This window comes from Bradyrhizobium sp. B097 (genome assembly GCF_038957035.1).
GTDB lineage: Bacteria > Pseudomonadota > Alphaproteobacteria > Rhizobiales > Xanthobacteraceae > Bradyrhizobium.
The window spans coordinates 6,223,618-6,237,770 of record NZ_CP152412.1; the positions used below are offsets into that span (position 1 = coordinate 6,223,618).

Annotated in this window: 12 protein-coding genes and 1 pseudogene; 9 read left to right on the forward strand and 4 right to left on the reverse strand. The window is 62.9% G+C overall.

Translation table 11 applies throughout. The features are described 5' to 3' along the window. Positions 1-137: 137 nt before the first annotated feature. Positions 138-1,214, reverse strand: a complete 1,077-nt coding sequence (locus tag AAFG07_RS29005; protein ID WP_342723197.1) for a tartrate dehydrogenase — start codon at positions 1,212-1,214, stop codon at positions 138-140. A 170-nt stretch (positions 1,215-1,384) separates the two neighbouring features. Here AAFG07_RS29005 and AAFG07_RS29010 point away from each other — a divergent pair, with 170 nt between their 5' ends. After that, positions 1,385-2,161, forward strand: a complete 777-nt coding sequence (locus tag AAFG07_RS29010; protein WP_342723198.1) for an SDR family oxidoreductase — start codon at positions 1,385-1,387, stop codon at positions 2,159-2,161. Between the two features lie 114 nt (positions 2,162-2,275). Here the strand turns inward: AAFG07_RS29010 and AAFG07_RS29015 are convergent, their stop codons facing one another. Further along, positions 2,276-3,130: an alpha/beta hydrolase gene (locus tag AAFG07_RS29015; protein WP_342723199.1), complete on the reverse strand. Its 855-nt coding sequence runs from the start codon at positions 3,128-3,130 to the stop codon at positions 2,276-2,278. A gap of 88 nt (positions 3,131-3,218) precedes the next feature. Here AAFG07_RS29015 and AAFG07_RS29020 point away from each other — a divergent pair, with 88 nt between their 5' ends. Then, a complete protein-coding gene (locus tag AAFG07_RS29020; RefSeq protein ID WP_342723200.1) occupies positions 3,219-4,643 on the forward strand; it encodes an amidase family protein in 1,425 nt (474 codons plus the stop codon). Between the two features lie 62 nt (positions 4,644-4,705). Here the strand turns inward: AAFG07_RS29020 and AAFG07_RS29025 are convergent, their stop codons facing one another. Next, on the reverse strand, positions 4,706-5,338 hold the full coding sequence (locus tag AAFG07_RS29025; protein ID WP_342723201.1) for a TetR/AcrR family transcriptional regulator: 633 nt from the start codon (positions 5,336-5,338) through the stop codon (positions 4,706-4,708). A 177-nt stretch (positions 5,339-5,515) separates the two neighbouring features. Here AAFG07_RS29025 and AAFG07_RS29030 point away from each other — a divergent pair, with 177 nt between their 5' ends. The 5 genes from AAFG07_RS29030 (at position 5,516) to AAFG07_RS29050 (ending at position 10,354) form a co-directional block, all read left to right on the forward strand. After that, positions 5,516-5,722, forward strand: coding sequence for a ferredoxin (locus AAFG07_RS29030; RefSeq protein ID WP_016842874.1), 207 nt, complete (start codon positions 5,516-5,518; stop codon positions 5,720-5,722). Positions 5,723-5,796: 74 nt separating this feature from the next. Further along, positions 5,797-7,023 (forward strand): cytochrome P450, encoded by a 1,227-nt coding sequence (locus AAFG07_RS29035; RefSeq protein ID WP_342723202.1) that lies wholly within the window; start codon positions 5,797-5,799, stop codon positions 7,021-7,023. Positions 7,024-7,107: 84 nt separating this feature from the next. Beyond that, positions 7,108-8,430, forward strand: a complete 1,323-nt coding sequence (locus AAFG07_RS29040; protein WP_298369758.1) for an MFS transporter — start codon at positions 7,108-7,110, stop codon at positions 8,428-8,430. A 13-nt stretch (positions 8,431-8,443) separates the two neighbouring features. Beyond that, a complete protein-coding gene (locus tag AAFG07_RS29045) occupies positions 8,444-9,106 on the forward strand; it encodes a sulfite oxidase-like oxidoreductase (RefSeq protein ID WP_342723203.1) in 663 nt (220 codons plus the stop codon). 27 nt (positions 9,107-9,133) lie between these two features. Further along, positions 9,134-10,354: a bifunctional alpha/beta hydrolase/OsmC family protein gene (locus AAFG07_RS29050; protein ID WP_342723204.1), complete on the forward strand. Its 1,221-nt coding sequence runs from the start codon at positions 9,134-9,136 to the stop codon at positions 10,352-10,354. A gap of 223 nt (positions 10,355-10,577) precedes the next feature. Here AAFG07_RS29050 and AAFG07_RS29055 read toward each other — a convergent pair. Then, positions 10,578-10,673: pseudogene (locus AAFG07_RS29055) on the reverse strand (IS5/IS1182 family transposase); the annotation flags it as partial. A 422-nt stretch (positions 10,674-11,095) separates the two neighbouring features. Between AAFG07_RS29055 and AAFG07_RS29060 the strand changes: the two are divergent. Both AAFG07_RS29060 and AAFG07_RS29065 read left to right on the forward strand, forming a co-directional pair. Further along, a complete protein-coding gene (locus tag AAFG07_RS29060) occupies positions 11,096-12,856 on the forward strand; it encodes an adenylate/guanylate cyclase domain-containing protein (protein WP_342723205.1) in 1,761 nt (586 codons plus the stop codon). An 81-nt stretch (positions 12,857-12,937) separates the two neighbouring features. Continuing rightward, complete coding sequence (locus AAFG07_RS29065) at positions 12,938-14,128, forward strand: efflux RND transporter periplasmic adaptor subunit (protein ID WP_342723206.1); 1,191 nt, start codon at positions 12,938-12,940, stop codon at positions 14,126-14,128. Positions 14,129-14,153 lie beyond the last annotated feature (25 nt).

Below are 14,153 nucleotides of genomic sequence, written 5' to 3' on the forward strand. Positions count from 1 at the left end.
AGCGAGCGCGATCTAGGACCCATTACCACCGGCCTATGTCATCGCGCAGGGCGGTGGTCAGATCGATCAAGCCAACAAGCACTCGGGGTAATGGGTCCTGGCTTTCGCCAGGACGACCCCGTGACTGACAGCGCAGCCTACTCCACCATCTCCGCCACCGCCTTGCCGCAGGCCGTGGTGTCGGCGTTGCCGCCGAGGTCACGGGTGCGCAGCGTGCGTTCGCCGAGCGTGCGCTCGATCGCGCCGACGATGGCGGCTGCTGCCTGCTTCTCGCCGAGGTGCTCCAGCATCATCGCGCCCGACCAGATCATGCCGATCGGGTTGGCAATGCCCTGCCCGGCAATGTCAGGCGCCGAGCCGTGCACCGGCTCGAACACCGAGGGGAAATCGCCTTCGGGATTGATGTTGCCCGACGGCGCGATGCCGATCGTGCCGGTGCAGGCCGGGCCAAGGTCAGACAGGATGTCCCCGAACAGATTGGAGCCGACCACGACGTCGAACCAGTCCGGATGCAGCACGAAGTTCGCGGTAAGAATATCGATGTGGTACTTGTCCCACTTCACGCCGGGATACTTCTTGGCCATCGCCTCCACGCGCTCGTCCCAATAGGGCATGGTGATGGAGATGCCGTTCGACTTGGTTGCCGAGGTCAGATGCTTCTTCGGCCGCGACTGCGCCAGATCGAACGCGAATTTCAGGATGCGGTCGACGCCAATGCGGGTCATCACGGTCTGCTGCGTGACGAATTCGCGGTCGGTATCCGGGAACATGCGGCCGCCGACGGAGGAGTATTCACCCTCGGTGTTCTCGCGCACCACCCAGAAATCGATATCGCCGGGCTTGCGGTTCGCCAGCGGCGACGGCACGCCGGGCATCAGCCGCACCGGGCGCAAATTGACGTACTGGTCGAACTCGCGGCGGAACTTGATCAGCGAACCCCACAACGAGATATGGTCAGGTATTTTCGCCGGCCAGCCGACCGCACCGAAATAGATCGCGTCATGCTTGCCGATCTGGGCCTTCCAGTCGGCCGGCATCATCTCGCCGTGCTTCTCGTAATAGTCGTAGGAGGCGAAGTCGAAATGGTCGAACTTCACGTCGACGCCGTGCTTCTTCGCCGCCGCCTCGATGACGCGCAGGCCCTCGGGCATCACTTCCTTGCCGATGCCGTCACCGGGAATGACCGCAATCCGATACTGCTTTTTGCTGCTCATCGAGAACACCCTTGTGATTTGCCCGGCCGGCAATGCCGCCTATCCTGATGGTCCTGCAATGGACCAAACTTCGCGTGAGCGCAACGCTGCAGTGCAGTGTTGACCGCGGCGCGACCCTGACCCACCAATTTCGCGGACATCCCACTCCTCATACCAAAGCGAGACATCCCATGGATCTGCATCTGCGCGGCAAGCGTGTCCTGATCACCGGCGCCTCCAAGGGCATTGGCGCGGCCGCCGCCGAAGCCTTTGCCGAGGAAGGCGCCAATCTGCTGCTCGCCGCCCGCAACGGCGAGCAATTGAAGGCGCTGGCCGAACGGCTGCGCTCCGCGCATCAGATCGATGCCGCGATCAGCGTCGTCGACCTGCGCAAATCCGAAGATCTGGCGCGATTGGCAAAAGAGGCCGCCGATATCGACATCCTCGTCAACAATGCCGGCGACATCCCGGGCGGCTCGATCGACAAGATCGACGAGGCAACCTGGCGGCATGCCTGGGAGCTCAAGGTGTTCGGCTATGTCAATTTGACGCGCGCGATCTATGCCCAGATGAAGGCGCGCGGCGGCGGTGTGATCGTCAACGACATCGGCGCGGCCGGCGAGAAGTTCGACGCCAACTACATCTGCGGCAGCGCCGGCAATGCGGCGCTGATGTCGTTCACCCGCGCGCTCGGCGGCAAGAGCCTCGCCGACAACATCCGCGTCGTCGGCATCAACCCCGGCCCTGTCGGCACCGACCGCCACGTCACGCTGCTCAAGACCCGCGCCAAGAACCAGTTCGGCGACGAGAGCCGCTACAAGGAATTCCAGAAAGGTCTGCCGCTCGGCCGCCCCGCGCATGCGCGCGAGATCGGCGACCTGATGGCGTTCCTGGCCTCAGACCGCGCGGGCTATACGTCGGGCGTGATCTATACAGTGGATGGCGGGCTGACGTCGGGGTGGGGTTAGGCAACTCGCGCTTACCACCTGTTCCGCCGTCATCCTGAGGAGGCCGCAAAGCGGCCGTCTCGAAGGATGGGCCACGGGCTGCGTCATCCTTCGAGGCTCGAAAGAGTTCGCACCTCAGGATGACACGGTCCGCTCGAACAACTGCCGGATCAGCGTCGTGATGCGGCCCTGCGGCGCCAGCATCTGGTTCATGATCGAGAAATGATCGGCACCGGCGATCTCCTCATAGGTCACCGGCAAGCCGTAGCGGGCGCGATGGCCGGCGAAATCGGCGGTCTGCTTGCGCAGCAGCGGCAGTTCGGCGCTGCCGACCACCAGCGACAGCGGCTTTGCCGTGCCGCCTTCCTGCATCATCGGCGAATTGCGCCGCGAGGAGGCCTCGTCGAGCCTGAGCTTCTCGTTGAGGTAGGAGTGCCGGATCGGCTCGAGGTCATAGATGCCCGAGATCGCCATGCCGGCCCGGACATGGGCATTCGCGAGCGCCATCGATGTCAGATGGCCGCCGGCCGACCAGCCCGACACAACGATGCCTTCGGCAGCGGCACCGAGCGCGGGCAACTGCCCGGCAAGAAAATCGATGCCTGCGTGAATCTCGGCGACGATGTCATCGAGCGTCGCATCCGGCGCCAGCGTGTAGCCGATCAGGGCGACATTGATGCCGTGCGCCATCGGCCCCTCGGCAAAGATCGTGAACACTTCCTTGGCGCGGGTCTGCCAGTAGCCACCGTGGATGAACAAGAGCGTCGGCGCGCCATCGCGCGCTTTGAGGAAATCGATCCGGTTGCGTTCACGCGGACCGTATCGGAGGTCGAGATGCTCGGGATGCTTGTGCCGCATCGCCGCGGCGCGCTGCTCCCAGCCGGCGGCGATCTCGGCGCTGCCCTTGACGGCAACGCCATTGTTCAACCCGAGGTCCCGCTCCTGCTGGCTCATCGCGCGCCAGTCCAGCGCGGAAAACAACGCTGCCATCCCTGCCCCTTCGGTTCTCGTCGCATTGCCACGACGGCAGGAAATGTTCTACAGCACAAGCAAACAGAAGACATAGGAGCAACGGTGCATGGCTGATCAGGGCTTGGTGAAGGAAACGGCGTGTGCCGTCGTCGAGAAACTGAAAGCCGGTGACGTCACGCCGCTCGACCTGCTCGACGTGCTGGAAAAGCGCATCGCCGAGGTCGACGGCAAGGTCAATGCGCTGCCGACGCTCTGCTTCGACCGCGCACGCACCCACGCGAAAACCCTGATGCAGAAGCCGGTCAGCGAGCGCGGCCTGCTCGCGGGTCTTCCGGTCCCGATCAAGGACCTCACCGCCGTCTCCGGCGTGCTGACCACGCTGGGCTCGCCGATCTTCAAGGACAATATCCCCGCGAAGTCGGACATCCTGGTCGAGCGCCTCGAACAGAACGGCGGCGTGATCTACGCCAAGTCGAACACGCCGGAATTCGGCGCCGGCGCCAACACCTTCAACGAGGTGTTCGGTCCGACACGCAATCCCTGGGACACATCGCGCTCAGCCGCCGGCTCCTCCGGCGGCGCCGCGGCGGCTCTCGCCAGCGGCACCGCGTGGCTCGCCCACGGCTCCGACATGGGCGGCAGCTTGCGCAACCCGGCGAGCTTCTGCGGCGTCGTCGGCCTCCGGCCGTCGATCGGCCGCGTCGCGCAGACGCCGAAATTCGGTGTCGACCGCACGCTCGGCCAGCAGGGGCCGATGGCGCGCAATGTCGAGGACCTCGCGCTACTGCTCGACGCGATGAGCGGCGAGCATGCGGCCGATCCGCTGTCGCTGCCGGTGCTGCCGACCTCGTTCCTGTCCGCGGCGCGTTCCGGCAGCAAGCCGAAGCGCATCGCCTATTCGCCCGATCTCGGCATCACGCCCGTCGATCCCGAGGTCAAGGCCGTGACCCGCAAGGCCGCGGAGCGGTTCGCGGAAGCCGGCGCGATCGTCGAGGAGGCGCATCCCGACTTCCGCGAGGCCCATGAATGCTTCCACGTGCTTCGCGCGTTCGATTTCGCGATCAGCAAGGCCGAATTGCTGCGCACCAAGCGCGACCTGCTCAAGCCCGAAGTGATCTGGAACATCGAGGAAGGGCTGAAGCTCACCGTCGAGAAGCTCGAGCGCGCCGAGGCGCAGCGCGTCGCGATGACCGCGCGTGCGCTTGAGTTCTTCGAGCGATACGATTTGCTGCTGGCGCCAGCGACCATCGTGCCGCCATTCCCGGTCGAGAACCGCTATGTCGCCGAATGCGACGGCAAGAAGTTCGACAATTACGTCGAATGGCTCGGCATCGTCTATGCGATCACGCTGGCCTGCTGCCCGGCGCTGTCGCTGCCCTGCGGCTTCACCGCGTCGGGCCTGCCGGTCGGCCTGCAGATGGTCGCCAAGCCCCGCGCCGAGGCGCAGCTTCTGGCCGGCGCGAAAGTGCTGGAGGACATTCTGGGCGTGCGCGGCACCACCCCGATCGATCCGCGACCGCCGAAGGCATGATCCGGAAAAGTGCGGAGCGGTTTTCCGAAAAGATCATGCCCAAGCAATAAGGCTAAGGCGTTCTACGCCTTTTCTTCCGTCGCATGCAGCGCGACTGACAGTGCGAGCTTGGTCTGCTCGACGATCTCGTCCATCAGTTCCTCGCGGCTGATCTGGCCGACCTCGCCGGTGAGCAGGCCCTGCTCGGCAAGCATCACGATGCCGTGCAGCCCGGCCCAGATCTTCAGCGCCTGCCGCTCGCGCAGCAGCCCGACGGCCGGCGCCTCGAACGACTCGATCAGCAGCGCCAGCGTTTCCATCGCCGCGACGTGCAATTCGCTGCCGACAGGCGCGCAGGCCATGGTTCTGGACGCGAACATCAGCCGGTAGATGCCGTGGCGTTCGAGCCCGAAGGCCAGCGCAGCCTGCGCAAAGCGCGACAATTTCGAGCCCTTGCCGGGCTGCTCGATCGCCTCGCGCATGATCACATTGAACTGCCGGAACGCTTCCGCGGTCACCGCCTCCAGCAGCGCCTCGCGGTCGGCGAAATGCCGGTACGGCGCCGGCTGCGAGACGCCGAGTTGCCTGGCCAGCGCCTTGATGCTGATCGCTTCGGGGCCACCGAGCTCGACCTCGCGTAACGCCGCCTGAATCAGGGCTTCGCGGAGGTCGCCATGGTGGTAGGTTTTCAACGGCTTACGAACGATTTGTCCCATTGCGGCAATGATCGCTGAATTTTCGCTTGACGCGCAAGCACGACGATAATGTAATATGCTATAACTTGGCGATCCGGTTAAGAGGCCGGCCGCCCAAGCAAGCTGGAACTTGCATAAACTAAAATGAGGAACCCGGCGCGCCCTACCTGTGCGCCAGAGCCGAGGGAGAGTGCTTGCATGTCCAAGCTCAGAATCCGCGTCGACCAGGACAAGTGCCAGGGTCACGCCCGCTGCAAATCGCTCGCCCCCGAACTGTTCGAGCTCGACGAATACGGCAACGCCCATGAAGTCGGCGACGGGACCGTTCCGGCCGGGCTCGAGGACAAGGCCTGGCTCGCGCAGACCAACTGCCCGGAAATCGCGATCGAAGTCACCGAGGAATAGCGGCTAGCAGGGATGGCCGCGTGCCTCCCATTGAGCCGACCAGCGTTTTGATCGAACGAGAAGGAAACGAGCTGATGTCCGATTCCCCGTCCGCAACCTATCTGCCCGAACATCCCCCGGTCACCGACTGGGTCCATGATTTCGACCATACCGATCCGGTCTGGACTGACGACCCGTTTCCGATCTGGGAGACGCTGCGCACCGCCTCGCCGGTCGTGCACACCGAGCGCTTCCTCGGCTGCTACATGCCGACCACCTATCAGGCGGTGAAGGAAATCGCCTACGACACCGAGCACTTCTCCTCGCGCCGCGTCATCGTGCGCGACGTCCGCCCCGAGATCACGGCCCGCGCGCCGCCGATCACCTCCGATCCGCCGGAGCACAAGCCCGCCAAGCAGGTGCTGCTGCCGCCCTTCACGCCGGACGCGATGAAGCGGCTCGAGCCGCGGGTGCGCGCGATCTGCAACGAGCTGATCGACGAATTCATCGCCGATGGCCATTGCGACGCCGCGGCGCGCTACACCAAGCACATCCCGGTGCGCGCCATCGCGCACATGCTGGGAATCCCCGAGAAGGACGGCGACCTCTTCATCAAGTGGATCCACCAGATCCTCGAGCTCGGCATCAAGGACGAGAACGAGATGATGAGCGGCGTGCGCGAGATGACCGGCTACTTCATGGCCCATCTCGAGCAGCGCAAGCTTGAGCCGGGCGACGATCTGATCTCGCAGCTGCTGCGGGCCAAGGGCCCCGGCGGCCAGCCGCTGACCGACGAGCACGTGCTCGGCTCGCTGCGGCTGCTCCTGATCGCCGGCATCGACACCACCTGGAGCGCGCTCGGCTCCTCGCTCTGGCACCTCGCCAAGACGCCCGCCGATCGCGAGCGCCTGGTCGCGGAGCCGGCGCTGATCCCGACCGCGATCGAGGAATTCCTGCGCGCCTATTCGCCGGTGACGATGGCGCGCGAGGTGATGAAGGAAACCACGATCTCCGGCTGCCCGGTCAAGGCCGGCAACATGGTGCTGCTGTCCTTCCCCGCCGCCAACCGCGACCCCGCCATGTTCCCCGATGCGGACAAGGTCGTGATCGACCGCAGGGAGAACCGCCACGCCGCCTTCGGGCTCGGCATCCACCGCTGCGTCGGTTCCAACCTGGCGCGGATGGAGATGCAGGTGGCGATCGAGGAATGGCTGAAACGGATTCCGGATTTCCGCCTCGACCCGGCCGGCAAGGTCACCTGGTCGGAAGGCACGGTGCGCGGCCCGCGTCAACTGCCCGTTCTGTTCGGCAAGAACGCCTAAGGAACAGGACAGCAGTTACATCGCACCACGCAAATGAGATAGGTTGCCCCGGAATCGCGCCAAAGAATCCGGGGAGGCCTGCCAATGTCCGAACAAACCGCTCAATCCGCGAGCGACCATCTCGACATCCATGACGTCGAGCGGCGGGTCAAGGCGATCTTCATCGGCTCGGTCGGCAATCTCGTCGAGTGGTACGATTTCTACGCCTACACCGCGTTCGCACTGTATTTCGCGCCGGCGTTCTTCCCGCATAGCGATCCGGTGGTGCAGCAGCTCAATGCGGCCGTGCTGTTCGCCGCGACCTTCCTGATGCGTCCGCTCGGCGGCTGGCTGTTCGGCTACATCGCCGACCGCTATGGCAGGCGGCTGTCGTTGACACTGTCCGTCGTCTGCATGTGCTTCGGCTCGCTGATCATCGCGGTGACGCCGACCTATGCCACCATCGGCATTGCCGCACCGGCGATCCTGGCGCTCGCCCGCATCATCGAGGGCCTCAGCCTCGGCGGCGAGTATGGCGCCAGCGCCACCTATCTCAGCGAGGTCGCCGACGCCAAGCATCGCGGCTTCTATTCGAGCTTCCAGTACGTCACGCTGATCGGCGGCCAGCTGACCGCGATCATCGTGCTGCTGTTGCTGCAAAAGGTATTCCTGACGCCGGACGAGCTGAAGGCCTGGGGCTGGCGGATTCCGTTCGTGATCGGCGCCATGCTCGCGATCTTCGCGGCGGTGATGCGGCGCGGCCTGCACGAGACCGAGGCGTTCGAGGAGGCCAAGAAGGTCTCCAAGCCGACCGGCTCGATCGTCGGCCTCCTGAACTATCCGCGCGAATTGCTGCTGGTGGTCGGCCTCACCGCCGGCGGCACCGCGGCGTTCTATACCTTCACCACCTACATGCAGACCTTCGTGAAACTGTCGGTCGGCCTCACCGAAGACCAGACCACCTTCGTGATCTTCGGCTCGCTGATCTTCGCGACCTTCCTGCAGCCGATCTATGGCGCGCTGTCCGACCGTATCGGCCGCAAGCCGCTGTTGATCTTCTTCGGCGTCGTCGGCACGCTGGCGACGATCCCGATCCTGACCGCCCTGAAGGAGACCAAGTCGCCCTTCATCGCCTTCCTCTTGATCTGCGGCGCCTGGATCTTCGTCGCCGGCTACACCTCGATCAATGCGATCGTGAAGGCCGAGCTGTTCCCGACCAATGTCCGTGCGCTCGGCGTCGGCCTGCCCTACGCCATCACGGTGTCGATCTTCGGCGGCACCGCGCCGGCGGTCGCGCTCTATTTCAAGAGCATCGGGCATGAGGACTGGTTCTACTATTATCTCAGCGGCATGATCTTCCTGTCGCTGCTGATCTACTCGACCATGCGCGACACCAAGCACGACTCCGCAATGCATCGCCACGAATGATGGCGCAACGCCGATGACCGACGACGCCGAGCCACCCGAGAGCAAGCTGACGCGCAGCAAGCAGCGCTGGGCGCGCGAGGGCAAATTCCTCACCGGGAAGGTCACCCGGCCGGAGGAGCAGCGCCTGCCGCCAGGACAGCATCTGACGGCGGACTGGCCGGTGCTCGATCTCGGGCTGCTGCCGAACATAACGCGGGAGCGCTGGCGGCTCGACGTCTACGGCGCGGTCGAGCAGACGATCTACTGGAACTGGCCGCAATTTGCGGCGCAGCCGCAGACCAGTTTCGTCTCCGACATTCACTGCGTCACGACCTGGTCGCGCTACGACAATCAGTGGGAGGGGCTTTCGACCCGCGACCTGCTCGCCGCTTGCCAGCCGCGCGAGGAGGCGCGCTTCGTCACGCTGCATTCGTATGACGGCTATGCGACCAACCTGTCGCTCAAGGATTTCGCCGCCGAGGACGCGCTGCTCGCCCATAGCTGGTCGGGCAAACCGCTGGAGCAGGAGCATGGCGGCCCGGTGCGGCTGGTGGTGCCGCATCTCTATTTCTGGAAGAGCGCGAAGTGGCTGCAGCGCATCGAATTCTTAACCGAAGATGCGCCGGGCTTCTGGGAGGTGCGCGGCTATCACAATCGCGGTGATCCCTGGGCCGAACAGCGCTATTCTGGCGACTGACACCCAACACAATGATGGAGCCTGCCCGTGCCGCATGAACGCTTTCAATTCACCGGTGTGGGCGGCCATCAGCTTGCCGCAGCACTTGATACGCCTGATGGCCCGATCAAGGCGTATGCGCTGTTCGCGCATTGCTTCACCTGCGGCAAGGACGTGCTGGCGGCCAAGCGCATCGCGGTTGCCCTTGCGGCGAAGGGTATTGCCACGCTGCGGTTCGACTTCACCGGCCTCGGCTCCAGCGAAGGCGATTTCGCCAATTCGACGTTCACGTCGAACGTCGCCGATCTGGTCCGCGCCGCCGACCATCTGCGCGAGACCCGCGAGGCGCCCGCGATCCTGATCGGCCACAGCCTCGGCGGCGCCGCGATCCTCGCGGCCGCAGGCCAGATCCCCGAGGCGAAGGCGGTTGCGACCATCGCCGCGCCGTCCGATCCCGTCCATGTCACGCATTTCTTCAGGGACCGGATCGAGGACATCCGCGCGCAGGGTGAAGGCGAAGTCTCGCTCGCCGGCCGCCCCTTCCGCATCAAGCGCGAATTCCTCGACGACGTCGCCGAGCAGAATTTGATGACGCAGGTCAAGCAGCTGCACAAGGCGCTGCTGGTCATGCACTCGCCGACCGACGATACCGTCGGCATCGACAACGCCACCAATATCTTCATCGCGGCCAAGCATCCCAAGAGCTTCGTCTCGCTCGCCGGCGCGGATCATCTCCTGAGCGGCAAGCAGGATGCCGCCTATGTCGCCGACGTGATCGGCGCCTGGGCCGAGCGCTACGTCGATCTCGCGCCGCAGCCGGTGGCCGACGCAGGCAGCGCGCCGCGCAACGTCATCGTGCAGGAGACTCGGAACGGCAAGTTCCAGCAGATCGTCACCACCGGTCCGCACCGGTTGATCGCCGACGAGCCGGTCGCGGTCGGCGGCGATGACACCGGCCCCGGGCCATACGATTTCCTGCTCACCGGGCTCGGCGCCTGCACCTCGATGACGATGCGGATGTATGCCGACCGCAAGTCGCTGCCGGTCGATCGCATCACCGTAACGCTCCAGCACAACAAGATCTATGCGAAGGATTGCGAGGAGTGCGAGACGCACGACGGCATGCTCGACCAGATCGACCGTGTGATCAAGATCGAGGGCGACCTCGACGCCGATCAGCGCAAGCGGCTGATGGAGATCGCCGACAAGTGCCCTGTGCACAAGACGCTGACGTCGGAGGTGCGGATCGTGACCAGGGCGGCGGATTAAGCCCTCGACGCAGCGAGACGGGCCGAGCCGTAGCAGCATGTCGCCGCATCCCCCTCCCGCTTGCGGCCCGTTGCAGGGGCGCGCTGCAAAATATCGAAAACAACCCCATGCAAAGTAGCCGGCGGCCGCCGGCGTTCGACAAGGCTGCTTGACACGTCGGGCAACTCAGGGATATTTTTCTAATATTCCGAAATCGTGTATTTGCCCGCACTGGCTAACTAGAGACGCGCCGGTCGTCAATATGGGGAATGCCACGCGGCTTGTTCGGCAGAAGCGACTTGATGGCAGCCCATTCAAAGTCCGTGAGTTCATACCGCATGATTCAAGGCTCCCGTTTGGTGGGTTGAATCACGGCCAAACCGATGCTTCAACCGGCAAAATCGTACAACCTGAGCTTCCGAGGTTACCCCGTAACCGGACGTGCGGCAGACGTGCCAAAATCGACGCGAATGACCCCTTTCGGAAATCGGCGACATGGGCCAACTGGCCCAAACTGCATAGTATGGGCCTGCCGATCTACGGTAACCGGTTGGTGAGCAGCCCCCGAGCCTTGCCGTCACTCTGTAAGCATCTGAAGCCGGTAGGGGCAAAAACTCCTACCCTCCCTGCTACAAGGTGCTAGGATTTGAGCGCTCCCCACCCCTCTGTCGTGGGCTGATCCCGGACGTCGTGGGCCTCGACGCCGCCTTTGCAATCTAGGGCGCGATCCGGATGATAAACAACGGTCGAGTTGAAAGGAGATTGGCGGCTGTTCTGGCTGCAGATATCGCAGGCTATAGCCGTTTGATGGGCCGGGACGAAGAAGGAACGCTTGCCCAACTCAAGACGTTCCGAAGGACGCTTATCGATCCGACAATCGCGGCATATCGCGGTCGCATCGTCAAGACCACTGGTGATGGCGTGCTAGTCGAGTTCGCGAGCGCCGTCGATGCCGCGCGTTGCGCGGTGGAGGTTCAGCGCGGCGTGGCCAGTGGAAACGAGAAGGTGCCACTCAATCACAGGATCGAATTTCGCATCGGCATTCACGTCGGTGACATTATCTTCGACGACAATGACATCTTTGGGGACGGCGTTAACATTGCAGCCCGGCTTGAAGGGATCGCGGAGCCGGGTGGCGTCTGTATTTCTGACGATGCGCAACGTCAAATCCGCGGGAAAGTCGATAGCCCATTTGAAGACATGGGTCCGCAAAACCTAAAGAACATTGCCGAGCCGATGCGCGCGTGGCGATTGAGCACCGACGCGAAATCTTCCGCATTATTGGCGGCCTACAGCTCAATAGAGACAGCCAAACCTCTCGCGCTTCCCGAAAAACCCTCCATCGCAGTGCTGCCGTTCCAGAATATGAGCAGCGACCCCGAGCAAGAGTACTTTGCCGATGGTGCCGTTGAAGACATCATCACGGCGCTGTCGCGTTACCATGCTCTGTTTGTCATCGCGCGCAATTCGAGCTTCACCTACAAGGGCCGCGCTGTCGACGTGAAGCAAGTCGGGCGTGAACTCGGCGTGCGATACGTGCTTGAAGGCAGCGTTCGCAAGGTACTCGATCGGGTGCGCGTAACCGGACAGCTCATCGATGCGTCGACGGGCGCGCATTTATGGGCAGACCGATTTGATGGCGCGTTGAAGGACATCTTCGCTCTTCAGGACGACGTTACATTGCGCGTCGTGGGGGCGATTGCACCCAAGCTTGAGCATGCAGAAATTGTTCGAGCATTGCGCAAGCCTACGGAAAGTCTGGACGGCTACGATTACTACCTTCGAGCGATGTCAAACTTTCATAAGGCCGGGAGCGAGGACATCAGCGAGGCACTCCGCCTGTTTCACAAGGCGATTGAATTCGATGTCAATTTCTCTTCAGCGTATGGGATGGCCGCATGGTGCTATGCTCGACGCAAGTTGAACGGTTGGTCGGAGGAAGGATCGTCAGAGGGCTCTGAAGCGATGCGGGTCGCGGCGCGGGCTTTGGAATGCGGCAGCGATGACGCCGTTGCACTCGCGAGCAGCGGCATCGCAATCGGGTATATGTTTTCCGATTTTGAACGCGCCGCATCGTTGATGGATCGCGCGCAGGCAATAAATCCGAACCTGGCGATGGCTTGGCATTTAAGTGGTTGGATTAGATGCTTCCTCGGTCAATACGATCTGGCAGTGGAGCACTTGGAACGGGCGGTTCGTCTTAGCCCCGTCGATCCGCAGCGCCCTGGCATGCTGGCTGCGATTGCGTCGTCCCATTTTGCGGCCGGACGTTCTGAAGTGGCGTCATCGCTTGCAAAGACGGCGCTGTTAGAACGGTCAAGCAACTTTATTGCAGTCCTCGTCGCTGCCGCGGCGAATACAATGGCGGGAAATCTCGACATCGCAGCCAATGCGATGGAGCGGGTTCGTGAACTCGATCCAAACTTTCGCGTTCACAAAGTCAAGGACCGTCTTCCGTACAGGCAGCCCGAGGTAATCGCACGGTGGGAAGATGCCCTGCGTAGGGCGGGACTACCGGAATGATTGGCTTACGAACAACCTCGGATAGAGAGTTTTCCTGACCAATGGTTCGCGTTTCTAGTTCAGCAGCGCGGGAGTGCGGCAATGATCAACAAACCGGTGCGGTTCGATCACAGGAATCAGGCAACCTGGCCTCACATAGCTGTGCTTATGCTTGCGCTCGGCCTGCTTGCCGGATGCAACGAGGCGAAGAACAAGCTGGTTCTTCCGCCACCGGCAAATGTCGGCGTGGCTACGCCCGTACAAAGCGCCGTAACGCCCTATCTTGAGCACACAGGAACCATGACGGCCTTTGCTTCTGTCGATCTGGTCGCTCGCGTGAATGGCTATTTGAAGTCCATCAACTATGTCGACGGCGCAACCGCGAAAGCTGGCGAGCTCCTGTTCGAAATAGAACCGGCACCCTATCTAGCGCAACTGAGCGCAACCAAAGCGGCCCTCGACGGCGCCAAGGCTGGGCTCGTGCAGACACAGGCAGAATTTGAACGCCAGGACACTCTGTCCAAAGAGGGTGTCAATACGCAGGCAAATCTGGACAAGGCTCGCGCGAACAGGGATGCCGACAAGGCAAATGTCGAATCGGCAGATGCCAATCTGCAAACTGCTCAAATCAATCTTTCGTACACTCGCGTCGAGGCACCATTCGATGGAACCGTCACACGTCATTTGGTGTCGCTTGGCGAACTCGTAGGCGTCGCGGGGCACACCAACCTAGCCAGTATCGTGCAGCTTGATCCGATCTACGTGACCTTCAATGTCAGCGATCAAACTCTGATGAAGGTTCGCGAGAACGGCCGTCTCACACTGGCTGAGCTTCAGCAGATTCCGATCGACGTTGGCCTGATGGACGAAGAAGGCTTCCCCCATCGAGGCACGATCAACTACGTATCCCCGAACATAGACCCGCAGACGGCAACAATTCTCGTGCGTGGCGTATTTGAGAATAAGAACCACGCGCTGCTCCCCGGCATGTTCGTTCGGCTTCGCGTTCCAATGGGCCCACCCAAGGCGGACGCGTTGCTGGTCCCCGACAGAATCCTGCAACAGAATCAGGAAGGCCGCTACCTGCTCGTCGTAGGTGCCAACGACGAGGTTGAGCAGAGGGCTGTGCAGCTTGGCGAACTCGATGGCCAATTGCGCGTCATAACCGCGGGACTGAAGCCGGACGACAAGGTCGTGATCACCGGATTGGACCGCGCAATCCCGGGCCGGAAGGTCAATACCCGGCCGATTTCGATCGCGAGCGCAGCAGGCGGCACCGATAAGTCCAAGTAGACGCACGGCACCCGAAGGGGGCGGC

What these genes read in the sequence shown, in the direction of transcription:
- AAFG07_RS29005 (WP_342723197.1), bottom strand. Translation starts at nt 1,214, where the DNA reads ATGAGCAGCAAAAAGCAGTATCGGATTGCGGTCATTCCCGGTGACGGC.
- AAFG07_RS29010 (WP_342723198.1), top strand. Translation starts at nt 1,385, where the DNA reads ATGGATCTGCATCTGCGCGGCAAGCGTGTCCTGATCACCGGCGCCTCC.
- AAFG07_RS29015 (WP_342723199.1), bottom strand. Translation starts at nt 3,130, where the DNA reads ATGGCAGCGTTGTTTTCCGCGCTGGACTGGCGCGCGATGAGCCAGCAG.
- AAFG07_RS29020 (WP_342723200.1), top strand. Translation starts at nt 3,219, where the DNA reads ATGGCTGATCAGGGCTTGGTGAAGGAAACGGCGTGTGCCGTCGTCGAG.
- AAFG07_RS29025 (WP_342723201.1), bottom strand. Translation starts at nt 5,338, where the DNA reads ATGGGACAAATCGTTCGTAAGCCGTTGAAAACCTACCACCATGGCGAC.
- AAFG07_RS29030 (WP_016842874.1), top strand. Translation starts at nt 5,516, where the DNA reads ATGTCCAAGCTCAGAATCCGCGTCGACCAGGACAAGTGCCAGGGTCAC.
- AAFG07_RS29035 (WP_342723202.1), top strand. Translation starts at nt 5,797, where the DNA reads ATGTCCGATTCCCCGTCCGCAACCTATCTGCCCGAACATCCCCCGGTC.
- AAFG07_RS29040 (WP_298369758.1), top strand. Translation starts at nt 7,108, where the DNA reads ATGTCCGAACAAACCGCTCAATCCGCGAGCGACCATCTCGACATCCAT.
- AAFG07_RS29045 (WP_342723203.1), top strand. Translation starts at nt 8,444, where the DNA reads ATGACCGACGACGCCGAGCCACCCGAGAGCAAGCTGACGCGCAGCAAG.
- AAFG07_RS29065 (WP_342723206.1), top strand. Translation starts at nt 12,938, where the DNA reads ATGATCAACAAACCGGTGCGGTTCGATCACAGGAATCAGGCAACCTGG.